The sequence below is a fragment of the Amorphus orientalis genome (assembly GCF_030814015.1).
Lineage (GTDB): Bacteria > Pseudomonadota > Alphaproteobacteria > Rhizobiales > Amorphaceae > Amorphus > Amorphus orientalis.
This window is the reverse complement of the sequence record NZ_JAUSUL010000009.1, coordinates 31,870-53,274: the sequence shown is the minus strand read 5'-3', so window position 1 is coordinate 53,274 and position 21,405 is coordinate 31,870. Positions and strand designations below refer to the sequence as shown.

The following is a 21,405-nucleotide window of genomic DNA, read 5'->3' as shown; positions in this document are numbered from 1 at the left end:
CCCGAAAGAACGATCCATGGTTCAGGCCTTTCACGAGGCGCTGTTCCCGCTTGCCGTCGCCTTCGGCGCGACCGGCGGGCCGGAACGGCGCACCGAGATCATCGTGCTCGGCTCCGGCCACGAGGAGCGCAACAGCCGCTGGGCGGATTCCCGCCGCCGCTACGATGCGGGCGCGGGCATCCGATCCCTCGACGACCTCTACGCGGTCACGGCGTTCTTCGAGGAGCGGCGCGGCCGGCTCTACGGCTTCCGCTACCGCGATCCGGTGGATCATCGGTCCGGCGCGCCCGGCGCGGAGCTGCATCCGACCGACCAGCGGATCGGGATCGGCGACGGCGCGACGGCCGGCTTCCAGCTGGTGAAGACCTACGGGTCCGTCCACGCGCCTTGGACGCGGACGATCGCCAAACCCGTGGGCGAGAGCGTGCGGGTGGCGGTGGCGGGCGCCGAGGTGACGGCGGGGGTGGCGTTCACGGTCGACGCCGGGACAGGCCTCGTCACCTTCTACCCCGGCTACGTGCCGGCGGTCGGACAGGCGGTCACGGCAGGCTTCCGGTTCGACGTGCCGGTGCGCTTCGACACCGACCGGCTCGAAGTGTCGCTGACGGCGTTTTCCGCCGGCTCGCTGCCCTCCGTTCCCATCGTGGAGATCCGGCTGTGAAAACGCTTCCAACGGGACTGGCCGACCATCTGGCAAGCGGCGCGACGACGCTCTGCCGATGCTGGCGGCTGACCCGGGCCGACGGGATGGTGCTGGGCTTCACCGACCACGACCGGGACATCGAATTCGACGGCGTCGTCCATTCGGCCTCGGGCGGGCTGTCGACCAGCGCCGATGTGGCCGCCTCTGGGCTTGCGGTCGGCGGGTTCGAGATCGACGGAGCGCTGTCGGACGCCCGGCTTGCCGCCGACGATCTGGCCGCCGGCGCCTATGATGGGGCGACGGTCGAGCTTTGGCTGGTCAACTGGGCGGAGATCGGCGAGCGGGTGAAGCTCCGGCGCGGAACGATTGGCGAGGTGACCGTCTCCGACGGCGCGTTCCGGGCCGAGGTCCGGGGACCCGCGGCGGATCTCGACGCGGTGAGGGGCCGGCTGTTCCAGCCCCGCTGCGACGCGGACCTCGGCGACGGGCGCTGCGGGGTCGATCTCGACGCCGGTGCCTACCGGCTCGAAGGGACGGTTGAAGCGGCGGAGGGCCGGTCCGTGGTCTCCGTGACCGGGCTCGGCGGGTACGCCGATGGCTGGTTCAGCCGGGGCCGGCTTCTGGTCACCTCCGGGACGAATGCCGGCCGCGCCTCGGAAATCAAGGCGCATTCCAAGGCGTCCGGGCGCGTCGACCTCTGGCAGCCGATGCCCGAGGCGATCAGGATCGGGGACGGGGTCGTGCTGACGGCGGGCTGCGACAAGCGGTTTGCCACCTGCGCGGAGAAGTTCGCCAACGCCCTCAATTTCCGCGGTTTTCCGCACATGCCCGGCAACGACGTGGCGCTCGCCTCGGTTTCGAGCGACGGCGACAACGACGGCGGGACGCTCGCCTGATGCCGACGCGCAGCGACATCGTGGCGACCGCGCGCACCTGGCATGGCACGCCCTATCGCCACCAGGCCTCGCTCAAGGGGGTCGGCTGCGACTGTCTCGGTCTTCTGAGGGGCGTGTGGCGGGAGACGATCGGCCCGGAGCCGGAGACCGCGCCGCCCTACACCGCGGACTGGGCGGAGGCCGGGGGCGCGGAAACGCTGGCAGCCGCCGGCTTCCGGCATCTGGTCGCTCTGGAGACGGGCAACCCGGCGGCGGGCGACGTTCTCCTGTTCCGCTGGCGGCTCTCCCTGCCGGCCAAGCATGTCGGGATCGCCGTCGCGCCCGACCGCCGTCGGCATCTGCGAGGGACCGGTCGCGCGGATCGGCCGGATCTGGGCCGACGGCAAGCTTCTCGACCGGACGGCGGTGACCTGCCGCATCCATCTGGGCGGCGACGATCAGATGCCCGATCCGCTGATCGAGGCGAAGCAGGGCACGGCGCCGGCCTATCGCGGCCTCTGCTACGTGGTGTTCGAGCGGCTGCCCGTCGCCGATTTCGGCAACCGGCTGCCGCAGCTGTCGTTCGAGGTGATCCGCCCGGTCGACCGACTGGAGACGATGCTGCGCGCGATCACCCTGATCCCGGGCGCGACCGAATTCGGCTATCAGCCGGGCGAAGTGCGTGTGGATCTGGGTCCCGGACGCAGCCGGACCGACAACCGGCACCTGCCGGTCGCAGGCTCCAACATCGAGGCCGCCCTCGACGAACTGCTGGCGCTGTGCCCGAACCTGGAGCGGGTGGCATTGGTGGTTGCCTGGTTCGGCAACGATCTGCGCGCCGGCCACTGCCGGATCGAGCCGAAGGTCGAGGGTACCACTCGCGAGATGACCGAGGCTGTGTGGCGGGTTGCGGGCTTGTCTCGCGCCCAGGCCCGGGTGACCAGTCAGGTCGACGGCCGCGCCGCCTATGGCGGAACCCCGTCGGATGCTTCCGTCGTCGCGGCCATCGCCCATCTGAAGGCGCGCGGCCTCAAGGTCGTGTTCTATCCCTTCATCCTGATGGACATTCCGGCGGGCAACGGCCTGCCCGACCCCTACGGCCGCAGCGAGCAGCCGCCGCATCCCTGGCGTGGGCGGATCACGGTCCACCCGGCGCCCGGAGAGCCCGGATCGCCGGACAAAACCGGGGCGGCGAGCGGACAAGTCGCCGGCCTGGTCGGGGCAGCCGCTCCCGGCGATTTCTCCATCTTGGGCGGGCAGGTCGCCTATTCGGGCCCGGCGGACTGGTCGCTCAGGCGGATGGTGCTGCACTACGCGCATCTCTGCGAGCTGGCGGGCGGGGTCGACGCCTTCCTGATCGGCTCGGAGCTGCGCGGACTGACCCAGGTCCGCTCGGCCACGAGCGCCTATCCGTTCGTGGATGCGCTGTGCGATCTGGCCGACGACGTGCGCGGGATCGTGCGGGCGGAGACCAGTATTTCCTATGCGGCGGACTGGTCGGAGTTCTTCGGCCATCAGCCGTCCGACGGGACCGGCGATGTCCACTTCCATCTCGATCCACTGTGGGCCCGGCCGTCGGTGGATTTCGTCGGCATCGACGTCTACTGGCCGCTCTCGGACTGGCGGGACGGCACGCCGCTGGACGCGGCGATCGGCTACGGGCCGACGGATCTGGCCTATCTGACCGCGAACGTTACCGGCGGGGAGGGGTACGACTGGTACTATGCCAGCGATGCCGACCGCGCGGGGCAAGTGCGGACGGCGATCACCGACGGCGCCTACGGCAAGCCCTGGGTGTTCCGCTACAAGGACCTGAAAGGCTGGTGGTCGAACGCCCATGTCGACCGGCCCGGCGGCGTCGAAGCGGGCGGCTCGACCGATTGGCAGCCGGCCATGAAGCCGGTCTGGTTCACCGAGGTGGGTTGCCCGGCGATCGACCGCGGGGCCAACCAGCCCAACGTCTTCTACGATCCGAAGTCGTCGGAATCCTTCTTTCCCCACTTCTCCAACGGCGGCCGCGACGATGCCGTGCAGCGCCGCTATCTGGAAGCGGTGGCCGGCCATTTCGATACCGAATTCGGGGCGGACGATGCGGCCAATCCGGTTTCGGGCGTCTATGGCGGGCGAATGGTCGATGCGAGCGCGATCCATGCCTGGACCTGGGACGCGCGGCCGTTTCCGGCGTTCCCGCTGCGCGAGGACGTCTGGTCCGACGGACCGAACTGGCAGCGCGGCCACTGGCTGACCGGGCGGCTGGGCGGCACGAGCCTGTCGGCGCTGGTCGGCGCGCTGTTTTCCGACTGGGGGCTGGACGCGCCCCAGATCGTCGGCCTCGACACGACGGTCGACGGCTTCGTGGTCGAGGGGCCGAGCGACCTGCGCGCGGTGCTCTCGCCGCTCGGCGAGGCGTTCGGGTTCCGCGGCATCGATGCCGGCACCCATGTCCGCTTCGCCGATCGGGCGGGGCGGGTGGTCGCGACGATCGCCGAGGGCGATCTGGTGGACGACAGCGGACGGGAGGAGGGGCTCGCGTCCATGGTTCGCGAGCAGTCGGGCGAACTCCCGATCGAGCTGCGGATGGCCTTTCGCGACACGCTGAAGGATTTCCGCCTGTCGGCGGCGGGATCGCGGCGCCTGGTGGGAGCGAGCCGGCAGGTGGCCGATCTCTCGCTTCCCGCAGCCCTCTGGGACGGCCTTGCCGGCCAGGCCGCGGAACGGCGTCTCTTCGCGAGATGGTCGGAGCGGACGCGGCTGTCGTTCGGCCTTCCGATCAGCCGGATCGCAGTGGAGCCGGGCGACGTGATCGACCTGGAGCTTCGCTCGGGCGTACGGACCGCGCAGCTGGAGGAGATCGAGGACGGCGGACATCGGCGCATCGAAGCCCGCAGCCACGAGGCCGGCGTGTTCCGGACGACGGGCGCAACCGGCGTGGGCCGCGCGTCCTCCCAGGGCGGCGGCTTCGGCGCGCCGTTCGCCGTCTTTCTCGACCTGCCGCGCGTGGTCGACGAGGACGATCACCGACCGCGGCTGGCGGTCCATTCCGCACCCTGGCCGGGGGCGGAAACGGTCTGGCGGGCGCCGGCCGCAAGCGGGTTCGAGCCGGTCGCGACGCTCGCCGCGCCGGCCACGGTCGGTCGCCTGATCGAGCCGCTGGCGCCAGGCCCGGTCGGACGGTTCGACCGGACCAACACGATCCTCGTGGAGCTGTTCGGCGGCAGTCTGTCGAGCCGTGCCGAACAGGACGTCTTCGCCGGTCGCAATGCGCTCGCGATCCGCTCGGCCGGCGGGGCGTGGGAGGTGCTTCAGTTCGTCGAAGCGGAGCTCGTCGGCGAGCGGCGCTATCTGCTGCGCACCCTGCTGCGCGCCCAGCTCGGAACCGAGGATGCGATGGCGGCCGGCCATGACACCGGCGCCGATGTCGTGGTGCTTTCGGCTGCGGTGGCCCGGGTTCCCCTGGACCGGAGCGCGCTCGGGCTCGCCCGCACCTACCGGATCGGGCCGCCGGGAGGCGGGATCGCCGGCCCTGCCGTCACCGAGCTGACGTTTTCGGCGACCGGCCGCGGCATCCGTCCGCTGAGCCCGGTCCATGTCAGGGCGCGGCGCAGCGACACCGGAGATATCCGCCTGAGCTGGATCCGGCGCACCCGGGTGGGCGGCGACGACTGGGCGAGCGAGGACGTTCCGCTGGGAGAAGCGTTCGAACGCTACCGGGTCGAGATCCTGTCCGGCGGCGTCGCGGTGCGCACGGCGGAGGTCGCGGAGCCGGTCTTTTCCTACGCGCTCGGCGATCAGATCGCCGACTTCGGAGCCGCCGTCACAACCGTCCGCGTCCGGATCGCCCAGCTTGCGAGCGGGATCGGTCCGGGTCTTCCCCGAGAGGTCGAACTCGATGTCTGAACCGACCACCCCGAACCTTCAGCTTCCGACCGTCTGGCCGGCCCAGGCCCAGAAGCACGTGCCCGTCAACGAGGCGTTCGCGCGGCTCGACGCGCTGGTCCAGCTCTCGGTGAGAGACCGCGATCTGGCCGATCCGCCGGCGTCGCCGGACGAGGGCGACCGCTACATCGTCGCAGGGTCGGCGACCGGGGCCTGGACCGGAAAGAGCGGGCAGGTGGCCGCACGGATCGACGGCACCTGGATCTTCTTCCCGCCGAAAAGCGGCTGGACGGCCTGGGTCGAGGACGAGGCGGGTCTCGTCTACTGGGACGGAGGGGCCTGGGCGCATCTCAGCTTCGCTTCTGCGGCAAACGCGGCGCTGTTCGGCATCAACACCAGTGCGGATGCGACCAACCGGCTGGCGGTGAAGTCCGATGCGGCGCTCTTCTCCCATGACGACGTGACGCCGGGCTCCGGCGACATCCGGGTCAAGCTCGACAAGGAGGCCCCGGCGGCAACGGCGAGCGTCGTCTTCCAAACCGGGTTTTCGGGTCGGGCGGAGTTCGGGCTTGCCGGCGACGACGACTTCCGCGTCAAGGTGAGCCCGGACGGATCGGCCTGGCACGAGGCGATGGTGGTCGACCGCTCGACGGGGGAGGTGCGCTTTCCCAGTGGCTCCGACGGCCTGCCGGTCGGGACCGTCATCTGGCACGCCGCGTCGACGGCGCCGAACGGGTTCCTCAAGGCGGACGGAGCGGCCGTCTCCCGCGCGACCTACGCCCGTCTGTTCGCAGCCATCGGCACGACCTACGGCGCAGGCAATGGGGCGACCACCTTCAACCTGCCCGACCTGCGCGGCGAGTTCGTGCGCGGGCTGGACGACGGACGCGGCGTTGACACAGGGCGGGCGATCGGATCGGCCCAGAGCGACGCGTTCCAGGGCCACATCCACCAGTCGCCGCCCGGGGCGGTCTCGGTCGGAACACCCTACCAGGCCGCGGCGATCGGGCCGTCCGCGATCGGTGTCGTTCCGCTGGCGAATGCCGCGATTTCCGATGGGTCGAACGGGGCGCCGCGAACCGCATCGGAAACCCGACCCCGCAACCTGGCCCTGCTCGCCTGCATCAAGGTCTGAGCGGGCGAACAGACCGGTTTTGTCCCTCCGCGGCTCTTGGTTGGCTTCCCGGTCGCGGCTTTGCCGCTCCGCGCCTCTTGTTTGGCTTCCCGGTCGTGGCTTCGCCACTTCGCGCCTCTTGGCTGGCCCGTCCCGGTCATGGCTTAGCCATTCCTCGCCTTTTGTTCGGCCTGTCCCGGTCATGGCTTAGCCATTCCTCGCCTCTTTGGAGACATCCGATGGCTTTTTCCCTGACGTCGCGCGATCGCGCGGCGCTCGACGGCGTGCATCCGGATCTCGTTGCCGTCGTCGAACGCGCCGCCCGCCTCACGCCGGTTCCGTTTCGCGTGTTCGAAGGCACCCGCACGATCGAGCGCCAGCGCGCCTACGTTCGCCGGGGTGTGTCGAAGACGATGAACTCGCGCCACATCCCCGGCGCCAACGGCCATGGCCATGCCGTCGATCTGGTGCTGGCATTCGACGTCGACGGCGACGGGGATGTGGACGGCGCGGACTTCTGGGCAAGCCCGGGCTCGCCTTCGGGTGCGGCGGCCTGGCGGCGGCTCGAAACCGCCGTGAAGACGGCGGCGCGCGATCTCGGCGTGCCGGTCGAGTGGGGCGGCGACTGGCGCTCGTTCAAGGACTATCCCCACTGGCAGCTGCCGTGGTCCGCCTATCCCGCGGAGAGGCCGCTGACCCAGGAGGCGCGGCGCGCCGATGGCGCGACCGGGACCCAAGAAAATGCCTATGACGGCATCTATTCGCCCGGCGACAGCGGCGAGGCGGTGCGCCGGTGCCAGAAGACGCTGCGGCGGCTCGGCTACGTCATCCCCGTCTCCGGCACGATGGATGAGCGGACCGTCTTCGTGATCCGCGTGGTCCAGCGGCAGAACGGCCTCGAGATCGACGGCGTGCTCGGACCGCGCACGATGACGGCGATCGACGCGATGGCCGCGGCGGCGGCGCGCGGGGAGCCGGCCGGGGCCGAGCAGGCGAACGCCGACCTGGAGGTGGCCGAGGCGGCCCCCCGGGTCGACGAGCCGACGGACCAGTCCGCGGCCAGGACCCGGGCTGCGGTGGTGGGCGGCGGCGGCGCCGTCGCGGGTGCCGGATTGATCGGAGAGGGGATCGATCAGGCGCTCGAAGCGGTTCGGCACGGGGAGGGAACGGTCGCGCCGGGCACGGTGCTGCACGCCGTCTTCGGCCTCGCGGTGGTCGCGCTTCTCGGCTTCCAGGCCTACCGGATGCTCCGGCGGGCCGGCGCCCTGCCGTCTTGGTTCGGCGGTACGGCGAGCGGCACGCGGACGTCATGACCGCCGCCGTTCTCGGATTGATCTCCATTTTCGGACGCACGCCCTGGCAGGTCTATGCCGCCGGGGCGATCATGCTCGCGGCCTGGCTTGGCGCCGATCATATCTACGAGCGCGGACGGGCCGACTGCGAAGCCGACATCAAGGCCGCCGCGTTTGCCGAGCGCACGCGCCAGGCAGCGGCCAATCAGGTCGCCCTCAAGACCGGGGCGGAGATCGTCTCGGAGCTTTCCGCCGAAAACGACCGCCTGAAAACCACGCTCATGGAGATCGCCGATGCGGCCCGCACCCATCCTGACAGCGACGCTTGCGGGCTCGGTTCTGACAGCCTGCGTCTCCTCGACCGGATCGGCGGTCAGACCGACGCTCGCCGATCCGCCGGCGGCCCTCATCCAGGCCTGTGACGAGCCGGTGCCGCTCGGCGCAGCCTCGGCGAGCGGCGCCGGGGCGGTCACTCTTGCCCCCGGCGAAGCTGACGGAGGGATAAACGAAGCCCGTGTCGTGACCCTCTGGGCGAAGGACCGGGCGGCGCTCGTCACCTGCGGGAAACGCCATGCCGGACTGGTGCGGTTTTACGATCTCCGGGACGCGGCGCTGCGGTAGCTGTTTTGAGCGTCATGCGACAAGGGCGGCCGTTTGGCCGCCCTTGTCAGTTCGGTGTTCTGGGACCGGTCGTGACCGGGCGCGGGCCGTCGGGGCCTGGCCCGGCGCGGGGCCGGCTCAGGCGGCGCGGACGCTTGAGAGGAAGCGTTCGACCTCCATGCGCAGCGCGCCGGCATCGCGGGTGACGGTGGAGGCGGCGTTGGTGACGTCGGTCGCGGCGGTCTTGGTCTCGCCGGCGGCCTGGGACACGTTGACGATGTTCTCCGTCACGTCCTGGGTGCCGCGGGAGGCCTGCTCGATGTTGCGGGTGATCTCGCCGGTGGCGGCGCCCTGCTCCTCCACGGCGGCGGCAATCGCGGAGGCGATGTCGTTCATCTCCTCGACCGTCTTCACGATGGCGTCGACGGCGGAGACGGAGACCTGGGTCTCGGCCTGGATGGCGTTGATCTGGTCGGTGATCTCCTTGGTCGCCTTGGAGGTCTGGCTGGCCAGTTCCTTCACTTCCGCGGCCACCACGGTGAAGCCCTTGCCGGCCTCGCCGGCGCGGGCGGCCTCGATGGTGGCGTTGAGGGCGAGCAGGTTGGTCTGCTCGGCGATTGCCGCGATGATGGAGACGACCTGGCCGATGCTCTCCGCGGCCGCGGCAAGGCCCTGGATCTGCCGGTTGGTCTTGGTGGCCTCGCTGACGGCGAGCGACGCGATCTCGGTGGACTTGGAGACCTGGGAGCCGATCTCGCGGATGGAGGCGGAGAGCTCCTCGGTGGCCGAGGCGACGTTCTGGACGTTGGCGGAGGCCTGCTGGGCGGCGGTTGCGACGGTCGCGGAGCGGGAGTTGGTGCCGTCGGCGATCTGGGCCATGGCGCGGGCGTTGTGCTCCATGGCGTCGGCGGACGAGGTGACGGCGCCGAGCAGCTTGGCGGCGCTGTCGTCGAACTGCTGGGTGAGGTCCTCGATGCGGCGGGCGCGCTCCTCGCGGACGGTCTGCTCGGCGGCCTGGGCCTCGGCCAGATCCTTGGCCTGGATCATGCCCTCGCGGAAGACCTCGGCGGCTTCGGCCATCTGGCCGATCTCGTCGCGCCGGCCCGTCCCCGGGATCTCGACGCCCATGTCCCCCTCGGCCAGACGACGCAGCGACCCGGTGATCGCACCGAGCGGCTTCGTGATCGAGTTGGCGAAGAACCAGGCGCCGGCGCCGATCGCGACGAACAGCGGGACCAGCCAGGCAAGCATGATCATGAGCTGATCCATGAAGGTTGCCCAGATGTCGTCGACATAGGCCGCCGTCACGATCGTCCAGCCCCACGGCGCGTACAGCAGCGAGTAGGCGATCTTCGGCGACGGTTCGGTCTCGCCGAGCCGCGGATAGGCATAGGGGGTGAAACCGCCGCCGGCCTTGGCCTGCGTGTCCAGTTCACGGGTATAGGCGAAGCGGTCCGGATCCGTCTTGAGAAGGTTTTTGCCTTCGAGATCCCGATTGGGATGAACGGCCACCTCGCCGACGCGGCTCGGATCGGATTCCATAAGGAACACGTAGTCGTCGTTTCCGTAGCGGATGGAGCGCATCACGCGGGCGGCCAGGGCTTTGGCTTCCGCGGTGCTTAGACCGTCCGCCTCGGCGCGCTCGGCGATGTCCGCGATGATGCTGTGCGCGGTCTCCGCCTGCTCGCGAACCGCCGCCCGGCGATCCTTCATCATGGCGGAATAAGTCGTCTCGAGATTGAGACCGATGGTAATGGCGAAGACGAACAGGACGCCTCCGACGAGGAGCAGCAGCTTTTTACGGACGGACATTGGGGCCTCTGAGGGAATGCGGAACAGACGTGCGCGATGGAGAAGGGCCCGAGACGTCGACCCGGATTCCGCCGGCCGCAAACCGACAGTCGAAGGCCGGGGTCCAGGAGAACCCATGGCCTCGATAAGTATAAATACTAACTTGCGCGAGACTGACCTGGAGCTTGTGCCGCCCAGGCGAAAAATCCGGAGCGCGCCCTAGTCTGTGTGCTTTCGCGTCAGAGACGGGAAGGGGCTGGGGCCGCGTAATCTGGTGTCTTTCAGTGCGAGTCCGGGTGTTCCATTCAATCGGCACGGCCGTCAGGCACGCGCCTTGCCTTCGGCCGCCCAGAGTGCACCGCGGCGGATGATCTCGGTGACCTGAGGGGTCTTCAGGTCGTCCAGTTCATGGCCGATGGAGCAGTAAAAGACCCTTCCCTTGTCCCACCGCCGCTTCCAGACCACCGGAATGACGGCTCCCTCGATCCACCAGAGATGATCGCCGGAGAAGGTCGTGGTGGCCAGCACCTCGTTGGACGGGTCGACGAGCATGTAGTACTGCTCGGACTTCAGCCGAAAACTGCGGATGCCGTGGACGATCGGATCGTCCGGCCGGCAGATGGTGACGTCGTAGTCGACATAGTCTTCGCTCGGCTGAAGGTTGTCCGGCCAGCCCGGCGGATGGGCGACGAACTGTCCGCCGATCAGGAAGTGATAGGTCGGCCGGTCGCGGAAGGCGTCGCCCATGTGGCCGTGCCAGCCTGCGATGCCGCAGCCGTTCCCGATCAGGGTCAGCAGGCCGTCTTCCTGCGGTTTGGTCATGTTGCCGAATTCTTCCTGGTGGCCGGAGCGGGCCGAGGACCAGATCGGCGTGATCAGGTCGATATCGCCGAGGTCGTCCGGCCGCTCGAGGGGTTCCAGGGTGTCGTAGACATCCACGGTAAAGCCGTTGTCCCGCAACAGCGCCTCGTACCAGTCGCTGAAATGGGTTGGGGTGTGACCTTCCCAGCCGCCGACGAACACCGCTGCTTTCATGTGAGGCCCCGTTTCACGAAGGAAAGGATCGACGCCATGTCGCGGGCGTCGTATCCGGCGTCGCCTGCATCCTGCAGCACCGCGCGGTTGGTCTCCGCCTGGGGCATCGCAATGCCCAGGGACCGCGCGAGGTCGAGCGCAAGACCGACGTCCTTGCGGGCGAGCGCGACCGTGAAGCTCACCGGGTTGGCCGCCTCGTCGAGATAGAGGCCCTTGCGATAGGACAGCACCGGCGCGGCCGCCGCCGAATTCTCGACGACCTCGTACGCCGCCTCCGGCGGGATGCCAGCGGCCGTCGTGAGCGCGAGGGCTTCCGAAAGCGTCTGATTGAGGCCGTGGATCAGCATATTGACGCCGAGCTTCATGGTGGCACCGGTGCCGGGTCCGCCGAGCCAGATCGTGCGCTTGCCCATCGCGTCCAACAGCGGGGTCAGCTCGTCGGCGTAACCGGATGGCGCCCCAGCCATGATGAGAAGCTGCGCGTCCTCTGCCGCCCGGGTGGATCCTGAGACCGGCGCGTCGACGAAGCGCCGCCCGGTCGCGGATGCGGCCTCGAACAGCTGTTTCGCCTTCGCCACCGAGATCGTGCCCATTTCGGAGAGGACGGTGGCGCCAGGGGACCCGGCAAAGATACCGTCGTCCGGATCGAAATAGACCCCGTCGACGGCGTCGTCGTCCGCCAGCATCGAGATCACCACGTCGCTGGCTGCCGCCATCTCGCGGGGCGTGGCGGCGCTGGCCGCACCGTGGGCGCGGGCGAAGGCCTCGGCCTTGTCCCGGGTCCGGTTCCAGACCGTCACCTCATGGCCGGCGGCTGCCAGGTTGGCAGCCATGCGCGCGCCCATCCGTCCGAGCCCGGCAAATCCGACCCGCATCACGCGACCTTTTCGGGTGTGATCCCGGAGATCGCCTGAATGAGATTGTCCTCGGTGACCTCGTCGGACGTGAAGGTGCGCATGATCCGGCCGGAGAACATGGCGACGATCCGGTCGCTCACGTGCAGGACCTCCGGCATTTCCGAGCTGATCACGATCACGGCATAGCCCTGGCCCGCCAGTTCGCGGATCAGGTTGTGGATCTCCGACTTGCTGCCGACGTCGATGCCGCGTGTCGGCTCGTCGACGATCAGCACGCTCGGCCGCATGGAGAGCCACTTGCCGATGACGATCTTCTGCTGATTGCCGCCGGAGAGATTGCCGACGGTCTGCCGCCAGCTCGGCGTGCGGATGTCGAGCCGGTCGCGGTACTGGTCGAAGATCGCGATCTCCGCGCCCTCGGCCACGAACGGACCGGAAGTCAGGTCCGCGACCTGGGGCAGGGTCATGTTGTCCCGGCAGTTCATGCCGAGCACCAGGCCCTGGCCCTTGCGGTCCTCCGGCACCAGCGAGATGCCTTTCGCGATCGCGTCGGTGGGCGAGTGGATGCGGGTTTCCTGTCCGTCCAGATAGATCGCGCCCGCCGTCGGTTCGCGCAGTCCGAACAGCGTTTCGGCGATCTCCGTCCGACCCGCGCCGACCAGCCCGTAGAAGCCGACCACCTCGCCGCGGCGGACCTCGAAGCTCACGTCGCTGAAATAGCGGCCGCAGGAGAGGTCCTTCACCTCCAGCGCCACGTCTCCGATCTCGCTGTGGGTCGTGTTGCGGCTCAGATCGAGCTTGCGGCCGATCATGAGCTGGGTGATCTCGTCCTCGGTCGTCTCGGCGGTGACAAGCGTCCCCCGATAAGATCCGTCGCGCAGCACCGTGATGCGGTCGGTGATCTTGAAGATCTCCTCCATGCGGTGGGAGATGTAGATGATCCCGACCCCGTGGGATTTCAGATCCGCGATCACGTCGAAAAGAACGACCTTCTCCGCATCGGTCAGTGAGGCCGTCGGCTCGTCGAAGATCACCGCCTTCGCGTCGACGGTGAGGGCACGGGCGATCTCCACCATCTGCTGATTGGCGATCGACAGGTCCCCGACACGGGATTTCGGCCCGAAGCCGACGTTCAGCTTCTTCAGGATGTCGGCGGTGCGGGCGTAGAGCGTCGACCAGTCCACCAGACCGAAGCCCTTGCGCGGCAGTTCGCCGAGATAGATGTTTTCCGCCACGGTCAGCTCTTCGCTAAGGCTGAGCTCCTGGTGGATGAACACGATGCCCTTCGACTTGGCATCCAATGGCGAGGCCATGCGGACCGGCTGCTCGTTGACGAAAATGGTGCCGGCGTCGGGCTGATGGAGCCCGCCGAGGACCTTCATCAGGGTCGACTTGCCGGCGCCGTTCTCGCCCATCAGGGCGTGCACCTCTCCCGGCAGCACCGACAGCGACACGCCGTCCAGGGCGCGCACGCCGGGAAAGGTCTTCACGATCCCTTCCAGACGCAGGGCGGGGGTGGGGTCGCTCATACCCGAAGCTCCTCTCTGCCCTTGAGATTGAGTTGCCGGTCCAGGAACAGGACGGCTATCAGGATCAGGCCGATGACGAGGTTCACGGTCTCCGTATCCGCGCCGATGTGGCCGAGGCCCTTGCGCAGGAGCTGGATCGCGATCACGCCGCCGAGGGTGGAAATCACCGAGCCGGAGCCGCCGGTCAGCTTGGTGCCGCCGAGCACCACCGCCGTGATGGCCCACAGCTCGTAGAGTTCGCCATCGTTCGGGTTGACCGATCCGGACTCCGAGTAGAACACCACCGCCGACAGGGCCGCCAGGAACCCGATCAGCATGAAGTTGATCATGATGTGCGGCCCGACGCGGATGCCGGCGTTGACGGCGGCCTCGCGGTTGTCGCCGATCGCGTAGGCGTTCCGGCCGTGCACCGTCCGGTTCATGATGAACCAGACGGCGATCGTTACCCCCAGCAGGAACCAGGTGGCGGTGTGCAGGCCGAGGAACTGGGCCTCGGCGAAGTCGACCAGCGTCCAGTTGAGGTGCGAGGTCGGCTGCTCGCCGTTGTACATGAACACCAGGCCGCGATAGCCGAGCATCGCGCCCAGGGTGACGATGAAGGCGTCCACCCCTGTCTTCCAGACGATCAGCCCGTTGAGCGCGCCGAGCAGCACGCCGGTGGTGAGCGCCATGATCCAGGCGAGCGGAATAACGCTGTCGCCGAGGCCGGCGAAGATCGGCCAGGTCATGCTGTCGAGCAGGACGACGGCGGCCAGCGCGAAGATGGCGCCGACGCTCAGGTCGATGTTGCCGTTGATCATGATCACCGTCATGCCGATCGCGATGATGCCGATCGGCGCCGACTGCTTGAGAAGCAGCAGCATGTTGTCGACGTCCATGAACGCCGTGTCGCTGAGCGAGAAGAAGCGTCCGGCGACGGAGAAGAACACCAGCTCCAGGACGATGAACGCCCAGATCGCGCCGCGCTTCAGGAATGTGCTGAGGGCTCCCGGTTCCATGTCTTCCCCTCCCTCAGGCGATCGGCGACCAGAGCTTGCCGCGCTTGGCTGCGATGTCGAGCCAGACGGCAAGGATGATGATGATCCAGGTGACGACGTACTGGACGTAGAACTGCAGCCCGACCAGCAGCAGTCCGTTCTGGATGAAGCCCAGGATGAGCACGCCGATGACGGTCTTGAAGATCGTGCCGGAACCGCCGAGCAGCGAGGCGCCGCCGAGAATGACCGCGGCCAGCACTTCGAGCTCCAGGCCCTGGCCGACCGTGTTCTGGCTGCCGAGCGACCGGCTTGCCTGAATGAGGCCGGCAGTGGCGACGCAGGACGCGGAAATCAGGTAGCAGCAGAACACCACCCGGGCGCGGCGGATGCCGGAGAAGGTGGCGGCGGTGCCGTTGCCGCCGACGGCGTAGACCTTGCGGCCGAACGGGGTCTTGGCCAGCACGATGCCGAGGAAGGAGGCCAGCAGGGCGAAGATCAGGATGGTGACCGGAATGCCCATGATGTCCGACTGGCCGAAGACGGAGAACCAGGTGCCTTCCTTGTCGGCAATGTCCATGTTCTTGCCGCCGGAATAGGTCAGCGTCAGTCCATGGATCGCCGACAGCATGCCGAGCGTCACGATCAGGGAATTGAGCTTCAGATATCCGACCAGGAAGCCGATGAAGGCGCCAAGGCACAGCACCATGCCGTACATGGTCGGAATGGCCAGGGCAGGGCCGATCTTGTCGTGCAGATCGAGCACCACGATCGTGGCGAACGACATCATCGAGCCGACCGACAGGTCCAGATGCCCGCTGATGACGACGAAGGTTACCCCCAGCGCCATGACGCCGAGAATGGCCGACGATCGCACGACGCCCATGATGTTGTCGGGGTCGAGAAACCGCTCGTTGGCGATGGTGAACCCGATCATGAAGAGAGCGAAGGCGACGAGAATGCCCTGCTTGGCCAGCACCTGGCCGGCGCCTGCAAGGCTGAACCGCCCCGTCCCTTTCCCCCCGGACGCACTCTCGCGCCTACTTGTCATGTCGGCCAACAGATCCTCCCTAACCTGTTGAGGGGACCGGCGCCTGAGCACCGGCCCGAAGCCGCCCTATGGACCGCTCGCGGATGTTCTTCGTTGATGCGCGAGCGGGGCGGCGATTGCTCCGGACCATGCCGGAGTCTCCCGTCCCGAAAATCTTTTAGAGCATGTTCCGCTCAGGCTGGATCAGCTTGAGCGGAACCTGCGCAGCTTGTTGAATTTGGAGCCGTTTCTTATCGCTCCGATGCTTCCATCCGAGCGGCGGTGGCTCAAGCGGAGGCCGGATGTGTTGGCGATGCTTTCGCCGCACGTTCCCGGCGTCCGTCATGTCGACCCGTGTGGATCGGTGCGCTCGTCCCGGCCGGGAAAAAGGGCGGGCCCGTCGAGGGCCCGCAAGGTGTCCCGCGGACGAGGAGGGAGATCAGAAGACCGGCTTGTCGAACTGGTCCATGTTCTCCTGGGTGATCTTCGGCGTGTCGAAGTAGTTCAGGAACGGCACGTCCTTGCCGTCGAGGATGTCGATCGCGGTCTGCAGGGCCGCTTCCGCGTCGTCGACCGGCGACTGGTAGATCGAACCCCAGTACTCGCCGCGTTCCATCGCCTCGTAGCCGACCGCAAAGTTGGTGGCGCCCACGAAGATGATGCCGTCCCGGCCGGCCGCCTTGGCGGCGTTGAGGGCGCCGACACCCATGTTGTCGTCGCCGGCGTAGACGCCGTCGATGTCGTCATACTTGACGAGGAAGGCTTCCATCACCCTCTGCGACTTCTCCCGGTTCCAGTCGCCGGGCTGGGTCTCCATCAGCTCCACGTTCGGGCACACTTCCGGCAGGCGGTCCTCGAAGCCCTTCGCCCGCTCGATCGCGGTGGTGTAGCCCGGCTGTCCGGAGATCTGGACGATCTTCGCCTCGTCGGCGATGCCCATGTCCTTGAACTTGTCGCACATGATCTCCGCGGAGCGTGATCCCTGCGTGATGTTGTCCGGACCGGAAAACGACTTCACGAAGTCGAAGCCCTGCTCGGCGATGTTCGAATTGGTCACAATCACCGGGATGCCGGCATTCTGGGCCTTGCGCACGGCCGGGATGACCGCCTCGCCGTTGGTCGGCCAGATGATGATGGCGTCGACTTCCTGCTGGATCAGGTCTTCCATCTGGGCGATCTGTCGGGCGACGTCGCCGCCGGCGTCCAGAACGACGGCTTCGACGTTGGGATTGGCCTCGGCTGCCGAGACGAAGGCCCTTTCATAGGTCGTCTGGTAGCTGTCGACGCCGACATTGTTCTGGGTGATGCCGATCTTCATCGTATCGGCGTAGGCGGAACCGGCAAGCGCGAGACCGGCCACCGCGGTGGTGGCAGTCAGAAGTGCGCGCATTTTACTGGTCATTCTCAGTCCTCCCATTATGGCCGTTTCGGCCGAAGTCTCTTTAAGGGCCCGTTTCGGCCGAATTCCTTTGGATCGCCTCCGGATCCTCTCGGGATGCTCACGGCAGGCGTCATCGTTAGCGTGCCCAGACGGCGAATTCTGCGCTCCCCCAAAAAAATCCATAATGGATAATCCAGAAATCAATTTGGATACTTCCTGAGTTTTGCGAAGCTGCGAGCTCGCTCAATGTCGGGAAGGTGGCCGATGGCTATCCAAAAACAATTCATTTTGAAGGAAACGCAGCGTGGTTCGGCCACCGGGGTCTCATGGAGCACCCAGATGAACCACCACAAGGGAGAACTGGCGAAGGAGCAGCCGCACCTGACGCCCCAGGCCAAGATCGAGATCCTCCAGGTTCTTGGGTTCCTTGAGAATTTCGACGACGAGCTGGCCGGGCTGATGGAGCTGTCGGCGCCCAACGCCTACGTCAAGATGTCCGCGTACCTGGTCAAGCGCCATCTCGAAGCCAAGGCGGTGACGCCGACCTCCCTGATCGGGGCGTCGGGGGTGCCTTATGCGACCGCGAACCGGCGCATGAAGGAGATGATCGAGGCGGGGCTCATCGAGCAGCGTCCGCGGACCTCCAGCGGCAAGAGCTATTCGCTGCATCCCAGCGCGCACATGCTGGAAGCCTGGACCCAGTTCAGCAACCGGGTGCGCCGGCTCGCCGGCGATTTCTTCGGCACGGGCGAGCCGCGGGCGGAGGCCCGGGACTACTATTTCGGGAGCTCCTATCTGGCCGCGCGGACCATTCAGCCGCCCCAGGTTCTGCTGGAGCCGCTCAAGGTGACCGGCGGCCTCAGGGTGCTCGTGCATGGCGATCCCACCTTCATGGTCATGCACGGCCTCAAGCGCCAGTTCGAACAGGTCATCGGCTGTCCGATCCAGCAGCGCGCCTTCTCCATCGACCGCCTCCACGAGGAGGCGCTCAAGAACGCCCAGCGCTCGGTCAGCCGGTACGACCTGATCGCGCTGGACCTGCCCTGGGTCGGGGAGTTCGCGGAAAACGGCTATCTGATGCCGCTTGAGGACGTGCTCGACGTCGAGCGGCTGACCCCGAGCGATTTCCACACCGCCGGCTGGCAGGGCGCGCACTGGGAAAACCGCGCCTACGGGGTTCCCTCCCAGACCACGCCGGAGCTTCTCTTCTACCGCAAGGACCTGTTCGCCGAGGCCGGTCTCGAGCCGCCCCATTCGACGGACGCCCTCCTGGAGGCGGCTCAAGTCCTTCACGAGCCATCAAAGGGCCGCTACGGCATCGCCTGGAACGCGGCGCGCGGCACGGCGCTCGGCCACACCTTCATGATGACCTGTGCCGATTTCGGCCAGCCCATCCTCGATCTGCCGAGACAGGCCGGCGGCTTCGACGCCTCGCGGCTGGCGAGCGGCAGCTACCGCCCGACCATCGACACGCCGCGCGCGCTGGAGGCGGCGGAATATCTGATGGCGCTGCTGCAGTATTCGCCGCCCGACATCCTGTCCATGTCCTGGTACGAGCGGGTGCGCCCGTTCGCCAACGGGCGGGTGGCCATGGCCTACGGCTACACGCTGCTCGCGCCCTATTTCGAGCAGAACCCGACCTGCGCTGCCTACGGCAAGGTCGGCTACCTGCCGCATCCGGCCGGGCCGAATGCGCATCCGATTGCGCCGGTCGGCGGCTACCTGCTCTGCATCCCGGCCAACATCGCCCCGGAGCGGCTGGCGGCGGCGGTTGAGGCGCTCATCGTCTTCACCTCTCCGGAAGCCCAGAAACTCTATGTCGAGCACGGCAGCCGGACCAATCCGCGCTACTCGGTCAGCGCCGATCCGGAGGTGCGTCGTCTGTCGCCGATCTTCGAGGCGGTCGACGCGATGTCCTGGCGCGACGAGCTCCAGTTCTGGCCGCGCCCGCCGGTCCCGGAAATCAGCCGCATCATCCAGATCTGCGGCGAGGAATGCCACGACATGCTGCGCGGCGTTCAGTCACCGAAGGCTGCCCTTCAATCCGCACAAGACCGCGCCGACCAGCTTCTGAGGGCGGCGGGAAAACTCTAACGGGAGGAGCTCATGGACCCCAATCGCCTCAAGGGAAAGAACATTCTGATCACCGGCGCAGCTCAGGGAATGGGGGCCGCCAACGCGGAATATTTCGCCGCGCAGGGGGCCAACGTCTGCCTCGGTGACATCAACGTCGATGGGGTCAACGACGTCGCCAAGCGGATCAACGCGGCCGGCAACGGCAAGGCGATCGCCGTCAAGCTCGACGTCACCAAGCGCGACCAGAACCGGGCCGCCGTGGAGGCGACTGCCGAAGAGTTCGGATCGATCAACGTCGCCCTGATGAACGCGGGCATCAACAAGCCGCGCATGTTCATGGATATCGACGAAGACAACTGGGACGCCATCATGAACATCAATGCCAAGGGAATGCTTCTTGGCATGCAGGAATCCGCCCGCAAGATGATCGATCAGGGCCCGATGGAGGACCATCCCTACAAGATCATCAACGTCGGCTCGATCGTATCGCGGACCGCGTTTCTCGACGTCATTCCCTATTCCTGCTCGAAATACTGTGCGCTTGCACTGATCATCGGCGGCGCCAAGGCGCTCTGGCAGCACAAGATCACGGTCAATGGCTACGGCCCCGGAGTCGTGAAGACGGAACTCTGGGCGCAGCTGGACAAGGACCTGGTCGAGATCGGCATGTTCGAGGAGGAGGGCCAGTCCATGGACCACCTCGCCCAGACGATGATCCTGATGAAGGAATTGTCCACCCCCGACGACGTGAAGGGAACGGCCGCGTTCCTCGCCTCCGACGAGAGCGACTACATGACCGGCCAGCTCATCATGATCGACGGCGGAATGATCATGCAGTGACCGGGGCCGACCGGCGCACCTGCGCCGTCCGCCGCCTGCAAACCTCCGACCGCTGAGCGGTCAAACGGAGCCGAGCCATGAACCTTGCACTGACACCCAACGTGCTCACCCCTCAGGATCTCGAGCCGCACTGGCGCTGGGAGGGACGGATCCCGGCCTGGGGCCACACCTCGGTCGATTTTGAGCGCCGCATCGATCACGACCGGCTGCGGCGCTACCGTCTGGCGCGCACGCGGGAGGCGCTGCAGGCCTCCAAGGCCGGCACGCTGCTGCTCTTCGACGTGAACAACATCCGCTACGTCTCGGCGACCAAGATCGGCGAGTGGGAGCGGGACAAGATGTGCCGGTTCTGCCTCTTGACCGGTGACGACGCGCCCTATGTCTGGGACTTCGGATCCGCCGCCGTTCACCATCAGAAATATGCGGACTGGCTGATCCCGGACCACTGCCGCGCCGGTGTGGTCGGCATGCGCGGCACGATCCCGCCCGAATTCGGCCTGATGCGCCGCTATGCGAAGGAAATCGCCGGGCTGATCCGCGATGCCGGAATGGCCGACATGCCGGTCGGCGTCGACTATGCCGAGACGGCGATGTTCCACGCGCTGCTGGAAGAGGGTCTCAACGTCATCGACGGCCAGCAGATCATGCTGGCGGCGCGCGAGATCAAGAACTGGGACGAGATCCAGCTGCTCACCCAGGCGGCCTCGATGGTCGACGGCGTCTACCACACCATCTACGAGGAGCTGAAGCCGGGCATCCGCGAGAACGACATCGTCGCGCTGGCCAACAAGCAGCTCTACGAGATGGGGTCGGACGACGTGGAGGCGATCAACGCGATCGCCGGCGAGCGCTGCAATCCGCATCCGCACAACTTCACCGACCGCTACTTCCGGCCGGGCGACCAGGCCTTCTTCGATATCCTGCAGTCCTATCAGGGCTACCGGACCTGCTACTACCGGACGTTCAACATCGGCCGGGCGACGCCGGCCCAGCACGACGCCTACGTGAAGGCGCGCGAATGGATCGACGCGTCGATCCAGATGATCAAGCCGGGGGTGTCGACGGACAAGGTGGCGGAGGTCTGGCCGAAGGCGGAAGAATTCGGCTTCCCGAGCGAGGACGCCGCGTTCGGGCTTCAGTTCGGCCACGGGCTCGGACTGGCGCTGCACGAGCGGCCGATCATCTCGCGGGCGGTGTCGCTGGAGCACCCGATGGAGATCAAGACCGGCATGGTGTTCGCGCTGGAGACTTACTGCCCGGCCGCCGACGGCTACTCCGCCGCGCGCATCGAGGAAGAGGTGGTGGTCACCGACACCGGCGTGGAGGTGATCAGCCTGTTCCCGGCCGAAGAGCTGCCCATCGCCAACCGCTACTAGCCGGACTGGCGGTTGATGCCGCGCGGCGAACTTCGCGCGGCATCCGATCCTGCGCATCGGGGGCAGCGTCGGCGCGATAACAAGAGGTCGGCGACCCGGGTCGCCGACAACCTGCG

16 protein-coding genes and 1 pseudogene are annotated in these 21,405 nt (G+C 67.4%); 10 read left to right on the top strand and 7 right to left on the bottom strand.

Features of this window, described 5'->3' with window-relative positions; translation table 11 throughout:
* Window positions 1–16 precede the first annotated feature (16 nt).
* The 7 genes and pseudogenes from J2S73_RS21450 to J2S73_RS21420 all read left to right on the top strand — a co-directional run bounded on the left by J2S73_RS21450 (window position 17) and on the right by J2S73_RS21420 (window position 8,222).
* Window positions 17–661, top strand: coding sequence for a DUF2460 domain-containing protein (locus tag J2S73_RS21450; protein ID WP_306887755.1), 645 nt, complete (start codon window positions 17–19; stop codon window positions 659–661).
* Window positions 658–1,539 (top strand): phage/gene transfer agent baseplate hub protein, encoded by an 882-nt coding sequence (locus J2S73_RS21445; RefSeq protein WP_306887754.1) that lies wholly within the window; start codon window positions 658–660, stop codon window positions 1,537–1,539. Before J2S73_RS21450 ends, J2S73_RS21445 begins: the two co-directional genes overlap by 4 nt.
* A pseudogene (locus J2S73_RS21440) lies at window positions 1,539–1,853 on the top strand (C40 family peptidase); the annotation flags it as partial. The gene J2S73_RS21445 and the pseudogene J2S73_RS21440, both read left to right, overlap by 1 nt.
* Window positions 1,840–5,415, top strand: coding sequence for a baseplate multidomain protein megatron (locus J2S73_RS21435; protein WP_306887753.1), 3,576 nt, complete (start codon window positions 1,840–1,842; stop codon window positions 5,413–5,415). The pseudogene J2S73_RS21440 and the gene J2S73_RS21435, both read left to right, overlap by 14 nt.
* Complete coding sequence (locus tag J2S73_RS21430) at window positions 5,408–6,529, top strand: DUF2793 domain-containing protein (protein WP_306887752.1); 1,122 nt, start codon at window positions 5,408–5,410, stop codon at window positions 6,527–6,529. The genes J2S73_RS21435 and J2S73_RS21430 overlap by 8 nt, the downstream gene beginning before the upstream one ends.
* Window positions 6,530–6,747: 218 nt before the next feature.
* Window positions 6,748–7,821 carry a peptidoglycan-binding protein gene (locus tag J2S73_RS21425; protein ID WP_306887751.1) on the top strand — a complete coding sequence of 358 codons (1,074 nt, stop codon included), beginning with the start codon at window positions 6,748–6,750 and terminating at the stop codon, window positions 7,819–7,821.
* Window positions 7,818–8,222 carry a hypothetical protein gene (locus tag J2S73_RS21420; protein ID WP_306887750.1) on the top strand — a complete coding sequence of 135 codons (405 nt, stop codon included), beginning with the start codon at window positions 7,818–7,820 and terminating at the stop codon, window positions 8,220–8,222. Before J2S73_RS21425 ends, J2S73_RS21420 begins: the two co-directional genes overlap by 4 nt.
* 316 nt (window positions 8,223–8,538) lie before the next feature.
* Here J2S73_RS21420 and J2S73_RS21415 read toward each other — a convergent pair whose 3' ends face one another.
* The 7 genes from J2S73_RS21415 to J2S73_RS21385 form a co-directional block, all read right to left on the bottom strand.
* Window positions 8,539–10,212: a methyl-accepting chemotaxis protein gene (locus J2S73_RS21415; RefSeq protein ID WP_306887749.1), complete on the bottom strand. Its 1,674-nt coding sequence runs from the start codon at window positions 10,210–10,212 to the stop codon at window positions 8,539–8,541.
* A 300-nt stretch (window positions 10,213–10,512) separates the two neighbouring features.
* Window positions 10,513–11,226: a ThuA domain-containing protein gene (locus J2S73_RS21410; RefSeq protein ID WP_306887748.1), complete on the bottom strand. Its 714-nt coding sequence runs from the start codon at window positions 11,224–11,226 to the stop codon at window positions 10,513–10,515.
* Window positions 11,223–12,101, bottom strand: a complete 879-nt coding sequence (locus J2S73_RS21405; RefSeq protein ID WP_306887747.1) for an NAD(P)-dependent oxidoreductase — start codon at window positions 12,099–12,101, stop codon at window positions 11,223–11,225. The genes J2S73_RS21410 and J2S73_RS21405 overlap by 4 nt, the downstream gene beginning before the upstream one ends.
* Complete coding sequence (locus tag J2S73_RS21400; RefSeq protein ID WP_306887746.1) at window positions 12,101–13,612, bottom strand: sugar ABC transporter ATP-binding protein; 1,512 nt, start codon at window positions 13,610–13,612, stop codon at window positions 12,101–12,103. Before J2S73_RS21400 ends, J2S73_RS21405 begins: the two co-directional genes overlap by 1 nt.
* Window positions 13,609–14,610 (bottom strand): ABC transporter permease, encoded by a 1,002-nt coding sequence (locus J2S73_RS21395; protein WP_306887745.1) that lies wholly within the window; start codon window positions 14,608–14,610, stop codon window positions 13,609–13,611. The genes J2S73_RS21400 and J2S73_RS21395 overlap by 4 nt, the downstream gene beginning before the upstream one ends.
* A 13-nt stretch (window positions 14,611–14,623) precedes the next feature.
* Entirely contained in the window at window positions 14,624–15,637 is a 1,014-nt protein-coding gene (locus J2S73_RS21390) for an ABC transporter permease (protein ID WP_306887744.1), read from the bottom strand.
* A gap of 418 nt (window positions 15,638–16,055) precedes the next feature.
* Entirely contained in the window at window positions 16,056–17,018 is a 963-nt protein-coding gene (locus tag J2S73_RS21385; RefSeq protein ID WP_306887743.1) for a sugar ABC transporter substrate-binding protein, read from the bottom strand.
* 318 nt (window positions 17,019–17,336) lie between these two features.
* On the opposite strand from J2S73_RS21385, the gene J2S73_RS21380 reads away from it, so the two are divergent.
* The 3 genes from J2S73_RS21380 (at window position 17,337) to J2S73_RS21370 (ending at window position 21,289) form a co-directional block, all read left to right on the top strand.
* Window positions 17,337–19,091, top strand: coding sequence for an extracellular solute-binding protein (locus J2S73_RS21380; RefSeq protein WP_306887742.1), 1,755 nt, complete (start codon window positions 17,337–17,339; stop codon window positions 19,089–19,091).
* A gap of 12 nt (window positions 19,092–19,103) precedes the next feature.
* Window positions 19,104–19,913 carry an SDR family NAD(P)-dependent oxidoreductase gene (locus tag J2S73_RS21375; protein ID WP_306887741.1) on the top strand — a complete coding sequence of 270 codons (810 nt, stop codon included), beginning with the start codon at window positions 19,104–19,106 and terminating at the stop codon, window positions 19,911–19,913.
* 77 nt (window positions 19,914–19,990) lie between these two features.
* Entirely contained in the window at window positions 19,991–21,289 is a 1,299-nt protein-coding gene (locus J2S73_RS21370) for a M24 family metallopeptidase (RefSeq protein ID WP_306887740.1), read from the top strand.
* Window positions 21,290–21,405: the final 116 nt, after the last annotated feature.

Bases quoted from the DNA above. Each gene is read 5' to 3' on its own strand.
- J2S73_RS21385 (WP_306887743.1), bottom strand. From the start codon at position 17,018: ATGACCAGTAAAATGCGCGCACTTCTGACTGCCACCACCGCGGTGGCC.
- J2S73_RS21450 (WP_306887755.1), top strand. From the start codon at position 17: ATGGTTCAGGCCTTTCACGAGGCGCTGTTCCCGCTTGCCGTCGCCTTC.
- J2S73_RS21415 (WP_306887749.1), bottom strand. From the start codon at position 10,212: ATGTCCGTCCGTAAAAAGCTGCTGCTCCTCGTCGGAGGCGTCCTGTTC.
- J2S73_RS21370 (WP_306887740.1), top strand. From the start codon at position 19,991: ATGAACCTTGCACTGACACCCAACGTGCTCACCCCTCAGGATCTCGAG.
- J2S73_RS21375 (WP_306887741.1), top strand. From the start codon at position 19,104: ATGGACCCCAATCGCCTCAAGGGAAAGAACATTCTGATCACCGGCGCA.
- J2S73_RS21420 (WP_306887750.1), top strand. From the start codon at position 7,818: ATGACCGCCGCCGTTCTCGGATTGATCTCCATTTTCGGACGCACGCCC.
- J2S73_RS21435 (WP_306887753.1), top strand. From the start codon at position 1,840: ATGTCGGGATCGCCGTCGCGCCCGACCGCCGTCGGCATCTGCGAGGGA.
- J2S73_RS21400 (WP_306887746.1), bottom strand. From the start codon at position 13,612: ATGAGCGACCCCACCCCCGCCCTGCGTCTGGAAGGGATCGTGAAGACC.
- J2S73_RS21390 (WP_306887744.1), bottom strand. From the start codon at position 15,637: ATGACAAGTAGGCGCGAGAGTGCGTCCGGGGGGAAAGGGACGGGGCGG.
- J2S73_RS21410 (WP_306887748.1), bottom strand. From the start codon at position 11,226: ATGAAAGCAGCGGTGTTCGTCGGCGGCTGGGAAGGTCACACCCCAACC.
- J2S73_RS21395 (WP_306887745.1), bottom strand. From the start codon at position 14,610: ATGGAACCGGGAGCCCTCAGCACATTCCTGAAGCGCGGCGCGATCTGG.
- J2S73_RS21430 (WP_306887752.1), top strand. From the start codon at position 5,408: ATGTCTGAACCGACCACCCCGAACCTTCAGCTTCCGACCGTCTGGCCG.
- J2S73_RS21380 (WP_306887742.1), top strand. From the start codon at position 17,337: ATGAACCACCACAAGGGAGAACTGGCGAAGGAGCAGCCGCACCTGACG.
- J2S73_RS21425 (WP_306887751.1), top strand. From the start codon at position 6,748: ATGGCTTTTTCCCTGACGTCGCGCGATCGCGCGGCGCTCGACGGCGTG.
- J2S73_RS21405 (WP_306887747.1), bottom strand. From the start codon at position 12,101: ATGCGGGTCGGATTTGCCGGGCTCGGACGGATGGGCGCGCGCATGGCT.